This is a genomic window from Cellulophaga sp. 20_2_10, from assembly GCF_023476645.1.
Taxonomy (GTDB): domain Bacteria; phylum Bacteroidota; class Bacteroidia; order Flavobacteriales; family Flavobacteriaceae; genus Cellulophaga.
Window position 1 is genome coordinate 166,605 of the sequence record NZ_JAMCOJ010000004.1, and the last position, 17,226, is coordinate 183,830.

Sequence of the window (17,226 nt, forward strand, 5' to 3'; positions counted from 1 at the left end):
GTTATTTTAGGCAGCAAAAAATAGAAGACAATATTATTAAAAAATAACAATTTGTTACAAATAAAACATTTTTTAAATTTAATTCGATGTAAAGGCTGTAATTATAGAAAGCTTACTTAAAATTAATTAGAGAAATTGACCTTGGTTTCTTATTTTTGTACCAGAACAAAATATACCTATTATATATGAACCTTCACGAATATCAAGGAAAAGAGATTTTAGCAAGCTTTGGCGTACGTATACAACGCGGAATAGTTGCACATAATGCACAAGAAGCTGTTGCTGCTGCAAAGCAACTTACAGAAGAAACTGGTACTGGATGGCATGTGATAAAAGCACAAGTACATGCTGGTGGTAGAGGTAAAGGTGGTGGAGTTAAACTTGCCAAAAACTTAAACGAAGTTGAAGAAATTGCAGGAAGCATTATAGGGATGAACCTTGTTACTCCGCAAACTTCTGCAGAAGGTAAAAAAGTTCACCAAGTTTTAGTAGCAGAAGATGTTTACTATCCTGGCGAAAGTGAGACATCAGAATTTTATGTATCTGTATTGTTGAACAGAGCTACTGGTAGAAATATGATTATGTATTCTACTGAAGGTGGTATGGATATTGAAGAAGTTGCAGAAAAAACTCCGCACTTAATTTATACAGAAGAAATAGATCCTTCTACAGGTTTATTAGCTTTTCAAGCACGTAAAATTGCGTTTAACCTAGGTTTATCTGGATTAGCTTTTAAAGAAATGACAAAATTTGTTGCTTCTTTATACAAAGCGTATGTAGAAAGTGATTCTAGTATGTTTGAAATTAACCCAGTGTTAAAAACATCAGACAATAAAATAATGGCTGTAGATGCAAAAGTATCTATAGACGATAATGCATTATACAGAAGAAAGCAGTACGCAGAAATGAGAGATTTGCGTGAAGAAAACCCAATTGAGGTTGAAGCTGGTGCATTAGGATTAAACTATGTAGATCTTGACGGTAACGTTGGTTGTATGGTTAACGGTGCTGGTTTAGCAATGGCTACTATGGATTTAATTAAGCAAGCAGGTGGTGAGCCAGCTAACTTTTTAGATGTTGGTGGTACTGCAGATGCTGCACGTGTAGAGGCTGCTTTTAAGATTATATTAAAGGATCCTGCTGTAAAAGCAATCTTAATAAACATTTTTGGTGGTATTGTACGTTGTGACCGTGTTGCTCAAGGTGTTATAGATGCTTACAAGAACATGGGAACTATAAATGTGCCTATTATTGTACGTTTACAAGGAACTAACGCAGATATAGCTAAAGAATTAATAGACAATTCAGGTTTAGATGTACAGTCTGCTGTAGAATTCCAAGAAGCTGCAGATAAAGTAAAAGCTGTTTTAGCTTAAGCTAAAAATTAGATACTAAAAAAGGGACAATCGTAAGATTGTCCCTTTTTTTATACTTAAGAATTACTTCTTCTTATTCTTATACTTTACACTACTAAGGTCTTGGTCTTTATGTTTTTCTCTAACTCTATCCTTATATAAAGGTTTAGGTTTGTTGCTAGCATAAATCTTTTTCTTAGGAGCAGTAGCTGTTTTTCCTTTTTTAGCTAATGCCTCTGCAGGGGTAGTTGGGTTCTCTTTAGAGCCACGCAAGTGTATTACAAGCCCATTTAAAAAGTTACGCAGAATTTGATCTCCGCACTCCATATATTTTGGATGATCTTCTTTTCTAAAAAAAGCGCCTAGTTCACTTGTTGTAATTTTAAAATCAACCAACTTTAAAATATCTACAATATCATCATCACGTAGCATAAGCGCTACCCTTAGTTTTTTTAGAGTATCATTATTTGTCATATATAAAAATATTTTGCACAAAGTTACTATAAATATACCATTGATACATAAAGATGTGACAGTTATACATTTCTATTAAATTACTTGTATGCTTTTTAGGAAAAACTGTATATTGCTGCCTATAAAATTTACTATGTCTGTAGAAACCAATTATTTAAAGAAATTAAGCGTATTATTAGATTTGATTGATTTAGCTAAGGTAGATGGCTTAGTCCAATCTGAGTACGACTTTTTATTAGAAGTAGCAGAGGATTTAGGCGTAGATGCTGTGGTGTTAGACTCTCTCTTTCAGACAAAAATAGAGCGAATTAAACCTGGTACAGAAGCAGAAAAAGTAAGTCATTTATGTAATTTAATAAAACTAATGAATGTAGATGATAAACAATCTATATTAGAAATTAATAAATTACACAAATTAGGGTTAAGTATGGGGCTATCTCCAATGGCTATACAACAAGTTTTATCTATAATGCACAATTACCCTAATAAAGAAGTTCCTTTAGCTGTTATAGAAGAAGCTTTTAAAGCACAACAGAACTAAATTAAGTTTCCCTTTACAAACTTTACTTTACGAATAGATTAGAACCGCTATGGCATTTTTTTATGCGATACATGGCTTTCTGTCGCTTATTTAAATAAGGCGATGTCATTTTGTCATTAATAGTTAGTGTGAAAGTGACAAAAAGTCTTCTTTTTATAAATGGTACATCATTTGAAATGTAACCTAACAAGAATAAATATTAAATTTAAAATTGTTAGTTATGAGTTTAGTTAAAAAAAATACAGTTTTCCCATCATTATTAAACGAGTTATTAAATACAGATTGGTACGGAGGTTTAGAAGCTAATACGCCAACTATACCACCAGTTAATATTAAAGAAAACGAAAAAGATTACTCGTTAGAATTATTAGCTCCTGGTAGAAAAAAAGAAGATTTTAAAGTAGAGGTTGATAAAGATATTTTATCAGTGTCTGTAACAAGTGAAAAAATAAATACAGATTTAAAAGAAAAATATTCTTTAAAGGAATTTAAAATTAGAGACTTTAAAAGAACATTTAGTTTGCCAGATACTATTAAAGAAGAAAGTATAAGTGTTGCATATGAAAATGGAATTCTAAAATTTACACTTCCTAAGAAAGAGGAAGCATTACCTAGACCAAAAAGGTCATTAGATATTGCATAATAAAGTTAAGGTTTTGTTTTATGTGTTTGCATAAAACAATGGTTGATTAAGTTGGTTAGTTTTTTGTAAAGTGCCCTAAGCATTATTGTTTAGGGCATTTTTTTATTTTTCTTGCAATGCTTTAATTTCATCTCTAAGCTTAGCTGCTTGCATAAAATCTAAGTCTTTAGCAGCTATTTCCATAGCTTTTCGTTTTTCACGAATCATTTTTTCTTTTTGGTCTGTAGTCAAATAAGCCATATCTGGTTCTGCTGCACGCATTTCTTCTTTCTCAAAATGATATGTAGAAACCGAATTTTTAGACAATACACTATCTAAACTTTTATTTAAAGCCATAGGCTTTTGGTTGTGTTTGGTATTGTAAGCAATTTGCCTCTCTCTTCTGTAGTTGGTTTCGTCCATAGTTTTTTGCATACTAGCGGTTATTTTATCAGCATACATAATAGCCCTACCATTTAAATTTCTAGCAGCTCTACCAACGGTCTGCGTTAAAGAACGTGCACTACGTAAAAAACCTTCTTTATCAGCATCTAAAATGGCAACTAAGGATACCTCTGGTAAATCTAAACCTTCTCTTAAAAGGTTTACACCAATAAGTACATCAAACAAACCTTTTCGTAAATCTTGCATAATTTCTACGCGCTCCAAGGTGTCTACATCACTATGTATGTAACGGCAACGTACACTAATACGATCTAGGTATTTAGCCAATTCTTCCGCCATACGTTTGGTAAGTGTAGTTACCAAAGTACGTTCGTCTTTCTCTATACGCAAGTGTATTTCTTCAACCAAATCATCAATTTGGTTTAAACTTGGTCTAACTTCTATAATGGGGTCTAGTAAACCAGTAGGTCTAATAACCTGTTCTACGTATACACCACCGCTTAATTGTAATTCATAATCAGCTGGTGTAGCACTTACGTGTATTACCTGGTTTTGTATCATTTCGAATTCTTCAAACTTTAATGGTCTGTTGTCCATTGCAGCAGGTAGTCTAAAACCATATTCTACCAAGTTTTCTTTTCTACTTCTGTCTCCACCGTACATTGCGTGCACTTGTGGTATGGTAACGTGACTTTCATCTATCACCATTAAATAATCATCTGGAAAGTAATCTAATAAGCAGAACGGTCTTGTACCGGGTTCTCTACCATCTAAATACCTAGAGTAGTTTTCTATACCAGAACAGTAGCCAAGTTCACGTATCATTTCTAAGTCAAACGTAGTACGTTCTTCTAAACGTTTGGCTTCTAAATGTTTTCCAATTTCTTTAAAATACTCAACCTGCTTTACCATATCTGCTTGTATGCTATGTATAGCATTTTGCAAAATATCAGGAGAAGTAACGAACATATTAGCGGGGTAAATATTTAAAGTTTCATAAACTTCTAAAACCTTATTGTGCAAAGGGTCAAAAGCCTCAATTTCTTCAATTTCATCTCCAAAAAAATGAATTCTAAAAGCGTGATCAGCATAACTAGGAAAAACATCTACGACATCACCTTTAACTCTAAAGTTACCATTTCTAAAATCTGCAGTAGTTCTAGAATACAAACTTTGTACTAATTGATGCAAAAATTTAGTTCTAGAAATTACTTGATCTTTTTTTATAGAAATAACGTTTTTCTGAAATTCAACCGGGTTACCTATACCGTACAAACAAGATACAGACGCAATAACAATAACATCTCTACGACCAGATAATAGGGAAGAGGTAGCGCTTAAACGCAACTTTTCTATATCCTCGTTAATAGATAAATCTTTCTCTATAAAAGTACCCGTAGTTGGTATGTATGCTTCAGGTTGGTAGTAATCGTAATAAGACACAAAATACTCTACAGCATTTTCTGGAAAAAACTGCTTAAACTCCGAGTATAATTGGGCTGCTAACGTTTTGTTATGTGCTAAAACCAAGGTTGGTTTTTGTAAATCTTCTATTACATTGGCAACAGTAAATGTCTTTCCAGAGCCTGTAACTCCTAGTAAAGTTTGGTGTCTTTCTCCCTCATTAACACCTTTAACCAATTCCTTAATTGCTTGGGGTTGGTCACCTGTAGGCTCAAATTTTGATACAACTTTAAATTTCATAGATTAAAAGTAACAAATACCGCAATAACAGCATACAAATAAGTCAGGTATTTTGGGCACTCGAGCGGGCTTTACACTATACTCCGTTTTGCAAAAAGGCAAATACGTGGTGCCGTTTCAATCCCTAGCGCAGCTTATCGTTTTAAAGAAAAATGACCATTAAAGTCTCTGCCATTTTCAAGTTTGGCTCTAAACCAATAATCAGACTCAGGTGCAGGTACACCTCTAGTGTTACCGTTCCAACCTACAGAGCTAGGGTCTATTTTAGCAACTAAAACGCCATACCTATCAAAAATATAAATATCGCTTTTAGCTAAAAACGTACTGCTTATACCGCTAATTTGCCAAGTTTCGTTAATAGCATCACCATTAGGAGTAAATAGTTTTGGATACCCAATAACAGAAACCTCATAAGGTTCTGTAATGCCACAACCTTTTTTATCTCTAACAAAAACCTCTAAAATTCCCGCAGGTACATTGGTAAAGTTATTACTGTCTTGGTATGGTCCTAATGGATCGGTAATGGCATATTCATAATCGCCATCTCCGCTAACTAAAATAGTTATAGTGTTGTTTTTTCTGATGTCTTTTACTTCTACATTGGTTATTACAGCAATGTTAGATGGTGTAACCTTAAACTCTTTGCTGTTAGTGCAGGTTTGCGCGCCGCTATTGTGACTATAACCAAGTTCTAATCTGTAGTTTCCAATGTTGGTAATGGTTGTGTTAACTAAACTAGATATAGAAGTTTCTGTACCATTGTCTTCAATTTTAAACCATTGGTAGGTGTCAAAACCAGGTTCAGCTGTAAGTTCTAAAATAGGATTGTCTGTGCAAAAATAATATTCATCCTCAAGAACAACTTTAGGAGTTGGTTGCACAATTAAGCTAATTTCTTCTACACCTTGGCATTGGTTGCTTGCCTCTAATCTCGCGAATACAGTAGCAGTAGTAGAAATATAATCTTCACCAGAAATAGGGTTCAGTTCTAAAGATGCATCTTCTAGAGAAGTATAAAAACTTACCTCTAAACCTGGATAATCTATTGTTTTTATAGATTCTAAGTCAAACATTCCCGTTTGCTCAGCATCATAAGAATCCATATCACAGGCGTAATACGGTAATGCTTTTGGTAGACTACTCGTGGTAGATTGAACCTGCAAAACCAACTCTGCATAAATAATACATCCGTTTTTATTGGTAACGCTAGTGTATATAGTTTGGTTTGTAGCAGTTGTATTTGTAAACCCAATTTGGTTGGTAATAGGAGTATTAGAATCTCTATCTGCTTCACTGGCATAAAAAGCAACTGTATTCTCTGCAATGCCGTTAGAAATATCAAAACTAGCTTGTTCAAGGTTAAAAACAGCAAAGCCATCTGTGGAGGAAGCATCTAAATCGCACTGAGTTACTATTGCATTGCTAATTACAGGTAATGGGTTAATGGTTACTTGTGCTTCTCCAATAATAGGACATTCAGACGGATCCGCAGGAGTTACTTCTAATGTATATTTACCTGCGTCTGCTAAAGTTGCATTAGTAATATTTAAAATACTACTATTATTTGTTATTGGCACTCCGTTTAAAGACCAAGTATACGTTGCTCCAGGAAGATTGTCTACTTCTAACGTAAAATCATCTGCCTCACAAATAGTTAATGATGCACTTGTGCTACCATCTGTGTTTTTTACTAAATCTTCTTTAGCAAAGAAAGACTGAATAAAAGGCGGTAAGCCTTGTGTGGCTAATTTACCTTGTAAGCTAATAGCGTTATGCTGGTAACCAGCGGCTGTACCTACTTGGTTAGGATTATTAATTACCCCTAAATAACTTGTACCTTGATCGTAAGATTTGGCTATAGACCTATATATTTTACCATTTTCACCCAGTTGTAATGCCCCTCTAAAAATGTTTTGTTCGTCTAAGACAACTTCACTGGCAGAGATGTTTGCGGCTGTTAAATTGTATTGTAAAAGGTTAGAACTTTCTACAGCTAAACCATATTGAGAGTTGTATGTATGTACATAAAGTAACTCGTTATTAGGAGAAAATTCTAGTCCGTAGGGATCTTTATTTGGAGCACTAATGTTTATGCGTTGTTCATTACTAAGTAAACCAGTATCTGCATCAAAATCATATAAAAATAGACCTTCGCTAACATTAGCAGAGGCCATTTTACTGCCATCTGCGGATAATTTTAAATATCCTCTTTTATCAGAAACAGAACTATTTACTTTAGATTTTACAGATGTAGTTACAACGCCACTATCATTAACCTCAAAAGCGTGAAAAGTATTAAAAACACCTTCGCTTCCGTTTTCATTAGCATAAGTAATTACCCAAACAGATTTATTAAAACAATCTTTAAGTACCGCTGTTATTTTCTCGGAGCAATAATCTAAAAGCTTAGTGTTTTTGATAGTTACTGCTCCTTTACCACCATCTAAAGACATATCTACAGTAGAATAATTTAAACCATAGTCCGGATCAGCGTCAAAAACACTTGTGTCTACAGTAAAAATGTAAAAAATATTAGTGTCTTTCTGGTTGGGAACTATTAAGGCCGACTGAGAACTTGAAGGATCGCCGTATAAGCCGTTACCATTCTGCATAAGAACATGGTCTTTTGTGTATACACGTATGCCGTCTGTGTAAAATAATAAATTACCATCATCATCAGATATTGTAGCGCAACCTTCGGTGGTGTTTAGTTTTCCGTCTGTAAGAGCAGTGACACTACCATTATCGTTAAAACGTATACCTGCACCATCTCCAAAGTACCAATTAGAAGCTTGACTTTGCGCAAAAGACAGCATAGGCAAAAGCAACGCTAATGCGAGTAATTTTAAGGTTGGTTTCATATAAGCGTTCTCTAAAACACTTAAATATACTTATAAATCTCATTTTTTTAACACTATAAAGGAAGAACTTTTGATTTAAAGTGTTAATTTTTAGGATTTACAACTAAAAATAAGTAGCTTTAATATTACAAATTGTAAAATGAAATAAAATGAAAAATAGATTTTTAATAATAGTAACATTAATTAGTGTAAGTTTTGGATATTCGCAATACAGGGATGTTAATGTAACCACTTATGGAAGTTTAGCAGAGGTTGGATCTATATATGGAGAACCTGAAGAATTGAAAGGAACTAGTTATATTGATGAAAATTTTAAATCTGCTAAATTGCTAGAAAATAGTACTACTTTTCCTGCTAGATACAATGCATTTAGAGATGAAATAGAAATTCAGAATGAGGAAAAAATATACAATATAAAAAAGAACTATAATTCTCCTATTAATTTTTTAAAATCATCAAAAACTTATCAAGTTTATGACTATTTTAATAGTAAGGGTAAAGGAACAGGGTATTTTGTGGTTTTGTATAATGGAGCAGATGAAGGGGCATCATTATTAGTGCATGAAAAAATAAAATTTGAAGAAGAAGTAGTTAAAACTTCAGGTTATAATAATTACAGTGCACCTACTCTTGAAAGAGTAAAAGATAAAATGTATATATCTTTCAAAAGTAATATAGCTACTGAATTACCTAGAAGTCAAAAATCTATATTAAATCTATTTGGTGATAGCTCAAAAAAAATTAAATCATATGCCCAAAAACATAAACTAAGCTTTAAAGAAAAACAAGATTTAATTCAAATTTTGAAGTATTATAATTCACTTTAAAAAAATATTAAGTTTAAAATAACATTATATGTTGTCAAAAAAGCGAGATTATAAATCTCGCTTTTTTAGTAATATGTATGACAAATATATAAAAATAGCGGTCCAACATAATACAATTAGTAATTGTAAAGGTTGTACACTATAATCTCTAGAGATATCCTCACCAACTTGCTGTGCTGCAGATTTTATAACGCTTAATCTACTAAAAGGTTCTGTAATTGTACTCCACATAGATCCAAAAGGAAAGAACCTAGAAACTGAATCTGCAACTTCTTTAGAGTACTTAGAAGCTAAGTATGTGTACGGAATAATTTCTGCTCCAATAAACCAGATAAATAAAAATCCTAAGGCAAAAGCGGATCGTTTTACTAGTACCCCAACAAAGAAGCAAAAAGAGAAAAAACCAATTAGTTTTACAAAATAGGCTAGGAGGTATTCTAAATCAGAAAAAATAATAGAAACTTCATTAAAGTCCGAGTAAATTAAACCAAGTATTAGGGAGATTAGAAATATAAATATAGTAGAAGCTAAAGAAAATACCCCAATTGTTAAAAATTTAGAAAGTATTAATTCTTTTTTAGATAAGCCGTCTATTAGGTTTTGTTTTATTGTTTTGTTACTATATTCATTAGCAATCATAGAGACAATAACAATAGCCAAAAACAGTTTTAAAAAGGCAGCCATAAAGGTGTTAAAGTGCCATATGTATGGGAAATTAAAAATACCAACATCTGCAATATGAAACTTTAAAGGGCCAAAATCTATCTTTATCATAGATATACCAGCTATAAGTATCATTAGTATAAAGTAAGAAAGTATTAAAACTTTACTTGCTTTATTATTCCATAGTTTTATAAATTCTATTTGTAGTAAACGTAACATAATTTTTTAGTTTTTTGGTTGATGTGATTAGTTAGATTCGTTTTTAGTAAGCTCTAAGAATTGTTCTTCTAAGCTTTCTTTACGTTTCACTAAATGAGATAGGATTATGCCGCTATTATACAATTCTTTATTTAATTCAGTAGCACTTAATTCGTTCTTTAGGTTAGCTGTAATTACGCCATTTTCTTCTTCCAAAGAACTAAAATTTGGATTCATTTTTAAAAATGATAAGAGAGCTTCATTATTTTCAGCTTTTAATTCAAAAAAGCCATAGCTAGCAATCATTTCATCAACACGGCCAGAATATAATTTTTCTCCTTTTCTTAAAATAACAACGTGGCTACACACTTTTTCTACTTCATCTAAAAGGTGTGAAGCCAATAGAATTGTAGTTCCTTGTGCTGCAATAATTTTTATAATTTCTCTAATTTGATGAATTCCTTGTGGATCTAAACCATTTGTAGGTTCATCTAAAATAAGTATTTCGGGATCGTTAAGTAGAGCAGAGGCAATAGCTAATCGCTGTTTCATACCTAATGAGTAGGTTTTAAACTTGCTATTTTTACGGTCTAAAAGTCCAACTAACTCTAGTTTTTCTTCAATCTTAGCTTCATCTACCTCTTTAATTTTACAAACCAATTTTAGGTTTTGTACAGCTGTCATATAGGGGTAAAAGTTTGGTCGCTCTATAATAGCACCGACTTTTTTTAAGGCTTGGTGTGTATTTATGCTCCCATCAAACCAGCTAAAGTCTCCAGAAGTTTTGTTAACCACATTTAGTACAATACCAAGTGTAGTAGATTTACCACTACCATTAGGTCCTAAAATGCCATAAACATTTCCTTTTTCTATAGTAAAAGATAAATCTTTTACAGCGGTTAAATAACCAAATTTTTTAGTGAGATTTTTTACTGTAAGTATTGTTTCCAAGAGTAGCTGGTTTTTATGATTGTTATGGTCATAAGACGAGCTACCTAAGAATTTGTTACAAAATCTTACAAATTGTTTTTATAATATACGATCTAGAAATTAGTTTAGCTTAACTCTATGGGTAATTCTACGGTTTGTAATAACAGTTTTAGGTCTGCCCAATATTACAATTGTTGGGTCGTCTGGTTCCCCATCTCCATTACTATCTACGTTAGCACTTTCGTTAGGGTCATCAGAAGTATCTGAGATAACAAAACCATTTGGCAATTCTCCTTGTGCGGTTGCAGTATTTGTTACTAAGAGCGCCATAAGCTCTGCATTATTTATACTATGTGTAAGTGTAAATTTAACCGATCTAGAAGGAGCTAATGTAGCAACAGAAGCAGGACTTATACTACCCGCGTCTGCAATAGGATCTGTAACAGTTACATTAGTTAACGTATTAGGACCATTATTTGTTACGACTAGCAAATATCTAATTTCTTCATTTAAAGAATCATACGAGCCATCTGCTGCTGGTAAGGCAACTTTTGTTACTGTAATTTCATTATTACTTATGGTTACGGTCTCAGACATATCATCACTTGTAGTATTACTATCTACTTGGTTTTGAGTGTTTGTAACTGTATTTGTGTAAGAAGTAACCGTAGAGTTAAAAGGTAATTCATCTGCTTGTACTTCTAAAATGATAGAAACTAATTCACCTTTTTTAAGTCTGCCAATTGTCCATTGCGGAGCAGACCAGCTACCAACAGTAGGACTGGCAGATAGCAAAGTTAAACCAGCAGGAATAACATCTGTAATTTTTAAATTAGTAACATCATTGAGACCAAGACTTTCTACGGTTATTTTAAACTCAAAAATATCGCCCTCTAAGATGGAACTTACATTAGCAGTTTTTTTAACTACAATATCTGGTAAACAATAATAAGATGCAATTGGTTGTGAGTCATATGTACAACCACCTTTTGTAACCCTTACATAGTAGTCACCAGCTTCATTAGGTGTATAGCTAGAAAATATTGCACCAGGCACAATTGTACCATTTTGGTACCATTGGTAGGCGTCAAAATTAGGATCTTTAACTTGTATTATAGATCCTGGCAAACAACCACCACCAGAAACTTGTAAATCTACATCTGGTACAGTATCAAAACCAGAGAAATACCCAGCAATACCTCTTGCACCATTAAAACCCAAAAAACCCACGGCAATAGGACCTGTAGATTGTACAGAAACATTACCTGTTAAGTTAGGAACATAAAATGTTTTCCAATCGGGAGAGCCAGCTACCGCAGATGATGCTGGTAATGCAACATTGCCATTACCGTCTGTTACGCTAATATTACCGTCTGGAGTAGAGGTAGATGCTATTATGGTAACACCACCGTTCATTGTAACACCGGCGGCATCTTTAATATCTGGGATATTGTTTAACGTATCTGGTAATAAACAGTTAACAGGAGCAACAAAATTTAATCCTACAGTAATTATGGATGATCCACCTGCTAATAATTGATAGGCATAAGCATCTTTAGACGTTGTAACAAACATATTTCCACCTGCAGTAGAACTAGAATAATTACTTTCTGGAATTTCAAAATAATCTCCATTGTTAATGGTCGCTATAGGCGTAGTGGAACCATTTACAAAAATGGCGGTACCATTTTGAGTACCAATAATAATTGGTTTTTCAGTTTCACTAGAGCCATTACCGCGAATAAAAACATATTCTTTTCCTATTCTATTTTCAGGTACAGGTTGGTCAATAGCAGCATCTCTACTTGCATTTCCTACTCTTACGCCAATGTTTAAACCACCATTACTTATAACTATATCTTTGTTAGACTCAATGGTAGCACCTAACCAACCATCTATATTGGCTGTAGTTTGTTTTACGTACGCTTCAAAAACAAAAGATTCATTTTTATTTAAAGTTATTTGATAAGTGTCTGCTGTAATACCACCGGCATTGCCACCAAGCCTAAACTCACTATTTGGGTCATAGCCAGATAATGTTACTACTGTATTATTTTCAGTAGCCATAATACCTAAGGTATTGGTTAAGCTATTTGTTTTTCCTCTATTGGGAATTCCGCCCCACTTAAAAATTCGGCCTAAGGCTTGCCTACCTTTACTGGTAAGCGAAGTGGACTGTGAGCTAGAGCTACCTCTATAGTTGACATAAAATTTTTCTCCACCAGGAGATTCAAAACGTAAACCACTTTGATTTAAAACTACGCCAGTATTAGCATTAGTAACTAAAGTAATATTATTATCTCCGTTAGCTAAATTATAGGTAATTGGAGCGCCATTAGAGACAGATAAAGTAGCTATTGGGGCAGCTATAGTACCTTGATATACGTTTACGGTAAAAGCGGTAGTTTCTGGTGTAGATAAATACACAGCTTGGTCTTTTACAGCTTGGTTATTACCTCCTTGTTTTAAAGGTGGTAGATAATGTAAATCACTTAATTGAGCGTATCCAAAATAGTTAAAAAAACAGACAAATATAATGATGATTAATTTGAAATGTTTTTGATATATGGGCATTGTTTATATTTTATAGTGTATACAAAATAACAAATAGATTTTTTGTTATCTTAATAAATGTTGTAAAGGCACGTTATAGTGTTGTAATATGTTAAAATAGGGTTTAAAAAAATATATTTTTCTTTTTTAATTCAACTATTTGACTATTTTGTAATAAAATTAGAAGTTGATGTCAGAGGAAAGATTAATGTCTAAAAAGAAACCTGCTTACCCTGTAAGTAGTCAATTAGATGCTTATTTAGAGCATTATAATAGGAAAATGGAGATCCCTATTTTTTATGAAGATTTGTTACGTTTTTCTGGTTCTGTCGTTGTTTACGATTCTGATGATAATGATACTTTATGGGTACGCGTTTATTACTCTGAATATGATAGAGTAGAGATAGATTTAAGCTTAAAAAAAGTGTATTCTATTTTACTTTCTGATGGTGGAGATAATATTATACAGTACTTAAATATTGATGCTGTGGATTTTTGCACTTTTGGAAACTCAAAGCCATTTAGAATTAAAGTGCGAAATATTCTGAATGATAACTTTACGTATTTCTATATAAAAAAGACGGATGCATCTAGAATTTATGGATTGGAACTAGAGCATATGTTATCTCCGTATAATCTTAACTTTTTAGTGTATAAAGACACTTTAATAGAGGAGCATATCGCTGGTATTCCTGGAGATGTTTTTATCAAAGATATGTTGCCAAAATGTACCGAGTCTGAAAAAGCACAATTAGCCAAAGAGTTTGTAAAGTTTAATGAACGTTGTATGATTCGCCTTTTGGGTGATATGCGATCTTATAACTATGTAATTGTACCTATGCATGATTTTGATCACGTAGTGTACCGCATACGAGCAATAGATTTTGATCAGCAATGTTTTGAAGGTAAATTAAAGGTGTATAGGCCACAGTTTTTTAAAGAAAACTTTCAAATGGTAGAATTAGTTCGTAAAAAGCTGTTAGTAAGCTCTGTAGACCAGTATAAGTTAGAGGAGCGTTCTATTGTAGCAAAACGAATTAAAAGTTCTGGTAATAGAATTAAAAAACTAAGAGCTATTTGTAGAAGAGATAGTATATCTACAGCTGCAAATGTAAAAATGTTACGAGAGCAAATTTATGAGCTAACCTTAGATATGCAATTTAAAAAATGCAGAAAAATGGGTAGAGTACTTGACTTAACATTAGATTTTGTAAAACGTAATTATGAAGATGTGAGTATGAAACAAATAATGGAGAACAGAATTAAAATTGATTAATTCGATTCTCCATTACAACTATAATTAATGTAAAGCTAAAAGTTACTAAGTCAGTAGTTTTTAGCTTTTTTCTTCTTTATTAAAGTATACTAAATAGTAATACATTTGGCGTTCTTCATCCCAACCTTTTTCTACAAACTTCTCTGCAGATTCTGGGTTTATAAAATCCATTTTTATCTGAATATTTGTATCTAAATTAATAACATTTTTAATTTTTTTACGAACATCAGATACCGCCTTATTGGCAATATTAAAGTTAGATACGTCTTCTACGCTAAATTTTGGACCTTTTTCCATTTTGTAATTTTTAAACTCTGGTATTAGTTCAGGGTTTTCCATTACTTCATTTAAAAAGTCTGTCTCTTCAAAAGAATCATTTTTTGCAAAATGGTTTACAGCTTTGTTCATAAACAAAACTTCTTGTTGCTTATCTTCAGCAGGTAAAACAACATCTTTTGCAAAATTCTGACAGAATTTAAGATAGTTTTTAGTGTAAAATGTTTCATCAGCTAAGGCATCAACCCCTAAAAAGTTTTCTAACCAATATTTAGTATCGTAACGGTTGCTGTCTACAGATAGAACTTTGTAACCTTCCTCTTTATGAGAATTAAAAATTAAACAACCTTTATCTAGCTTATTAATATTTATTCCTTGTAGAATATTAATGTCTATATTTTCACCATCTTCTATTAACTGTAGAAAATCGTGTTTAAGCTCGCTTTTGAATATACCAATGGCATCTACTTTTTTGTTATCTAACAAAACATCTGTTAAATGCGTTACATATAATTCGCCACTTTTTATATGCGGGTGATTAGATTGCTCAAACAAGTGTGTTGCTACTTTTTTAGAAACAGCATGACAACTTTCTGGAGCATCAAAAATTTCTGAAGCTAATTTGTATATTTCATTAAATTCTACATCTACCTCGTTAGTAAACTTAAAGTAATTTTCTTCTTTTTCTCTAAATGGTTTAAAGAAATACTCTTTTAAAAGACCAGTTGTTTCATCATTTAAAGTAAAAGGCTGATTAGATAAAAAAGCACCTTCTCCTTTGTTTTTATTACCAACACGGTGTATAGAAATACTTTCTATCTGGGTAGAATATAAGTTTATCAATGGTATATTGTTTTAATATTAGTTGTTGTAAAAATATGCTTTTCGTTTAAAAATTTAGTTCCAATTTTCATCAAAATCTAAATCTTCATAACTGCCTAAATCTTCATCAAATTCATCGTCAAACTCATCATCTTTAGGGCCTTCAGCCTCAAAGTTCTTTTCTGGAGGACTATCTGGTATTTCACCAAAGCTAAATAGAATGTTTGGGTATGCTAAACCATCTTCTTTTTCTACGATGTCTGCTAGTTCTACAAAGAAAGTCCACATACTTAGAAAATCGTACACGTAAATTAATTTAGGTGTTTTTTCTGTAAGTATATCTTCTAAGAAGACTTCATTCATAAGTTTAACATCAGAACCACTTTCACTCATATCAAAAAGAGCAATTTCTTCATCTTGGTTCCATTCTTCATCACAAGTATAAAAAGAAGCCATTTCACTACCTAAAAATCCAAACGCTTGTGTTACTGCATTGTGAAAATCTTCTAGTGTTTTGTTACCTTCAATTTCAATATCTCGGAAAACATCATCCTTTGCATCTAGGATAATTCTAATTTTGTAAATCATTTTTTAAATATTGCGGGTTTGCAAAGTTACAAAGTTTTAATTCTTTTTAGCAGTATTTAATAGTTCTAAAACCATATAAAACTGAACTCCAAATAGGAGAGAGGCTAAAACAAGGTGAAGTGTTTGACTTCCAAACGGAAAGTGAATATAATTCATAGCTACACCAGTGATTATCTCTAACAATAACAGTGATAACACCCATTTTATTTTAGCTAAACCTAATTTTAGTTTTGTAATTCTATAAAAAATGAAAACATTTAATAAGGTTACTACTATAGAAAAAGACCGATGTATATAGAATGTAATGGTAACATTGTCTAGCCATAAGTTTTTTGCAGCGTCACCTACTATATCTGCTTGGTCATCTACCATTTGCCTAACTTGTGTACCTAAAACTATTTGTATTAGGGTAAAAACTAAGGCAACAAAAATAAGTTGTCTTGTTTTTTTGTCTTTATGTACCGTTACTGTTCTGTCTGTTATACTGTAAATTATGTAGAGTAGTATCGCCACAATTACTAAAGCCATAACCATATGTACTGTAATTTTTACAGGGTTTAAAAGTGAGTAAACTACAGTTGCTCCCAACCACGCCTGAAACCCCATTGCAAAAACAAGAAACCAAGACAATAATGTTATCGATTTTTTCTTCTTCCAATACTTTAAAGATAATAGGGCTAGAAAAAATATAGCTAAGCCAGCAAGAGCGCCAAATAGTCTATTAATATACTCTATCCAGGTATGTGTGGCATTAAAAATAGCATAATTGTGTTTTGTATAAGTCTGCCAATTAGTTTTACTAAACTGGGCTGTAGATGTAAAATCTTCACTTGCGACTTCTAATGTTTTATCTACTATAATTACTTCTCCTTTTTTAAAGAACGAAAAGGGCTGCCATTGCAGTTCTGAAATATCTGTTGGTGGTATATATTGTCCAAAGCATTTTGGCCAATCTGGGCATCCCATACCACTACCAGTCATTCTAACGACTGCGCCAGCAATAATAACGAGGTAAACTAAAACTAAGGATATCTTTGCTGTTTTAATAAATGTCTTTTGCATTTTTTTGGAAGTCTAAAATAGAATGCAAAAATAAGCCTCTTTTACTATAAAGTAAAGTTTTAAAAGCTA

14 protein-coding genes are annotated in these 17,226 nt (G+C 32.4%); 5 read left to right on the forward strand and 9 right to left on the reverse strand.

What is annotated here, in order from left to right:
• Positions 1–185 precede the first annotated feature (185 nt).
• Complete coding sequence (gene sucC / locus M4I21_RS09490; RefSeq protein ID WP_249558890.1) at positions 186–1,376, forward strand: ADP-forming succinate--CoA ligase subunit beta; 1,191 nt, start codon at positions 186–188, stop codon at positions 1,374–1,376.
• Positions 1,377–1,439: 63 nt separating this feature from the next.
• Here sucC and M4I21_RS09495 read toward each other — a convergent pair whose 3' ends face one another.
• Positions 1,440–1,829, reverse strand: a complete 390-nt coding sequence (locus tag M4I21_RS09495; protein ID WP_249558891.1) for a DUF1456 family protein — start codon at positions 1,827–1,829, stop codon at positions 1,440–1,442.
• A 133-nt stretch (positions 1,830–1,962) separates the two neighbouring features.
• Here M4I21_RS09495 and M4I21_RS09500 point away from each other — a divergent pair, with 133 nt between their 5' ends.
• Together M4I21_RS09500 and M4I21_RS09505 are read left to right on the forward strand one after the other, a co-directional pair.
• Positions 1,963–2,370 carry a TerB family tellurite resistance protein gene (locus tag M4I21_RS09500; protein WP_249558892.1) on the forward strand — a complete coding sequence of 136 codons (408 nt, stop codon included), beginning with the start codon at positions 1,963–1,965 and terminating at the stop codon, positions 2,368–2,370.
• Between the two features lie 220 nt (positions 2,371–2,590).
• Positions 2,591–3,013 carry an Hsp20/alpha crystallin family protein gene (locus M4I21_RS09505; protein WP_249558893.1) on the forward strand — a complete coding sequence of 141 codons (423 nt, stop codon included), beginning with the start codon at positions 2,591–2,593 and terminating at the stop codon, positions 3,011–3,013.
• 102 nt (positions 3,014–3,115) lie between these two features.
• On the opposite strand, the gene uvrB is transcribed toward M4I21_RS09505, so the two are convergent.
• Entirely contained in the window at positions 3,116–5,101 is a 1,986-nt protein-coding gene (gene uvrB / locus M4I21_RS09510) for an excinuclease ABC subunit UvrB (RefSeq protein ID WP_249558894.1), read from the reverse strand.
• A 134-nt stretch (positions 5,102–5,235) separates the two neighbouring features.
• Positions 5,236–7,962 carry a T9SS type B sorting domain-containing protein gene (locus tag M4I21_RS09515; RefSeq protein WP_249558895.1) on the reverse strand — a complete coding sequence of 909 codons (2,727 nt, stop codon included), beginning with the start codon at positions 7,960–7,962 and terminating at the stop codon, positions 5,236–5,238.
• A gap of 149 nt (positions 7,963–8,111) precedes the next feature.
• Here M4I21_RS09515 and M4I21_RS09520 point away from each other — a divergent pair, with 149 nt between their 5' ends.
• Positions 8,112–8,789, forward strand: a complete 678-nt coding sequence (locus tag M4I21_RS09520; protein WP_249558896.1) for a hypothetical protein — start codon at positions 8,112–8,114, stop codon at positions 8,787–8,789.
• A gap of 48 nt (positions 8,790–8,837) precedes the next feature.
• On the opposite strand, the gene M4I21_RS09525 is transcribed toward M4I21_RS09520, so the two are convergent.
• From M4I21_RS09525 to M4I21_RS09535, 3 genes are all read right to left on the reverse strand, one after another.
• Positions 8,838–9,671, reverse strand: coding sequence for an ABC transporter permease (locus tag M4I21_RS09525; RefSeq protein WP_249558897.1), 834 nt, complete (start codon positions 9,669–9,671; stop codon positions 8,838–8,840).
• 27 nt (positions 9,672–9,698) lie between these two features.
• Positions 9,699–10,601, reverse strand: a complete 903-nt coding sequence (locus tag M4I21_RS09530) for an ABC transporter ATP-binding protein (RefSeq protein ID WP_249558898.1) — start codon at positions 10,599–10,601, stop codon at positions 9,699–9,701.
• 99 nt (positions 10,602–10,700) lie between these two features.
• Positions 10,701–13,154, reverse strand: a complete 2,454-nt coding sequence (locus tag M4I21_RS09535; RefSeq protein WP_249558899.1) for a DUF11 domain-containing protein — start codon at positions 13,152–13,154, stop codon at positions 10,701–10,703.
• Positions 13,155–13,323: 169 nt separating this feature from the next.
• Here M4I21_RS09535 and M4I21_RS09540 point away from each other — a divergent pair, with 169 nt between their 5' ends.
• Positions 13,324–14,409 carry a hypothetical protein gene (locus tag M4I21_RS09540; RefSeq protein WP_249558900.1) on the forward strand — a complete coding sequence of 362 codons (1,086 nt, stop codon included), beginning with the start codon at positions 13,324–13,326 and terminating at the stop codon, positions 14,407–14,409.
• Positions 14,410–14,469: 60 nt separating this feature from the next.
• Here the strand turns inward: M4I21_RS09540 and M4I21_RS09545 are convergent, their stop codons facing one another.
• The 3 genes from M4I21_RS09545 to M4I21_RS09555 are packed head-to-tail and all read right to left on the reverse strand — an operon-like array spanning position 14,470 to position 17,157.
• The gene (locus tag M4I21_RS09545; RefSeq protein WP_249558901.1) at positions 14,470–15,528 is read right to left on the reverse strand and encodes a nucleoid-associated protein; all 1,059 of its coding nucleotides are present in this window, start codon (positions 15,526–15,528) and stop codon (positions 14,470–14,472) included.
• A gap of 54 nt (positions 15,529–15,582) precedes the next feature.
• The gene (locus tag M4I21_RS09550) at positions 15,583–16,095 is read right to left on the reverse strand and encodes an IS1096 element passenger TnpR family protein (RefSeq protein ID WP_249558902.1); all 513 of its coding nucleotides are present in this window, start codon (positions 16,093–16,095) and stop codon (positions 15,583–15,585) included.
• A 36-nt stretch (positions 16,096–16,131) separates the two neighbouring features.
• A complete protein-coding gene (locus tag M4I21_RS09555) occupies positions 16,132–17,157 on the reverse strand; it encodes a COX15/CtaA family protein (RefSeq protein WP_249558903.1) in 1,026 nt (341 codons plus the stop codon).
• Positions 17,158–17,226: the final 69 nt, after the last annotated feature.

Excerpts from the sequence above, each read along its gene's own strand:
- M4I21_RS09525 (WP_249558897.1), bottom strand. The coding sequence starts at position 9,671 with ATGTTACGTTTACTACAAATAGAATTTATAAAACTATGGAATAATAAA.
- M4I21_RS09520 (WP_249558896.1), top strand. The coding sequence starts at position 8,112 with ATGAAAAATAGATTTTTAATAATAGTAACATTAATTAGTGTAAGTTTT.
- uvrB (WP_249558894.1), bottom strand. The coding sequence starts at position 5,101 with ATGAAATTTAAAGTTGTATCAAAATTTGAGCCTACAGGTGACCAACCC.
- M4I21_RS09495 (WP_249558891.1), bottom strand. The coding sequence starts at position 1,829 with ATGACAAATAATGATACTCTAAAAAAACTAAGGGTAGCGCTTATGCTA.
- M4I21_RS09550 (WP_249558902.1), bottom strand. The coding sequence starts at position 16,095 with ATGATTTACAAAATTAGAATTATCCTAGATGCAAAGGATGATGTTTTC.
- M4I21_RS09500 (WP_249558892.1), top strand. The coding sequence starts at position 1,963 with ATGTCTGTAGAAACCAATTATTTAAAGAAATTAAGCGTATTATTAGAT.
- M4I21_RS09505 (WP_249558893.1), top strand. The coding sequence starts at position 2,591 with ATGAGTTTAGTTAAAAAAAATACAGTTTTCCCATCATTATTAAACGAG.
- M4I21_RS09535 (WP_249558899.1), bottom strand. The coding sequence starts at position 13,154 with ATGCCCATATATCAAAAACATTTCAAATTAATCATCATTATATTTGTC.
- sucC (WP_249558890.1), top strand. The coding sequence starts at position 186 with ATGAACCTTCACGAATATCAAGGAAAAGAGATTTTAGCAAGCTTTGGC.
- M4I21_RS09555 (WP_249558903.1), bottom strand. The coding sequence starts at position 17,157 with ATGCAAAAGACATTTATTAAAACAGCAAAGATATCCTTAGTTTTAGTT.
- M4I21_RS09540 (WP_249558900.1), top strand. The coding sequence starts at position 13,324 with ATGTCAGAGGAAAGATTAATGTCTAAAAAGAAACCTGCTTACCCTGTA.
- M4I21_RS09515 (WP_249558895.1), bottom strand. The coding sequence starts at position 7,962 with ATGAAACCAACCTTAAAATTACTCGCATTAGCGTTGCTTTTGCCTATG.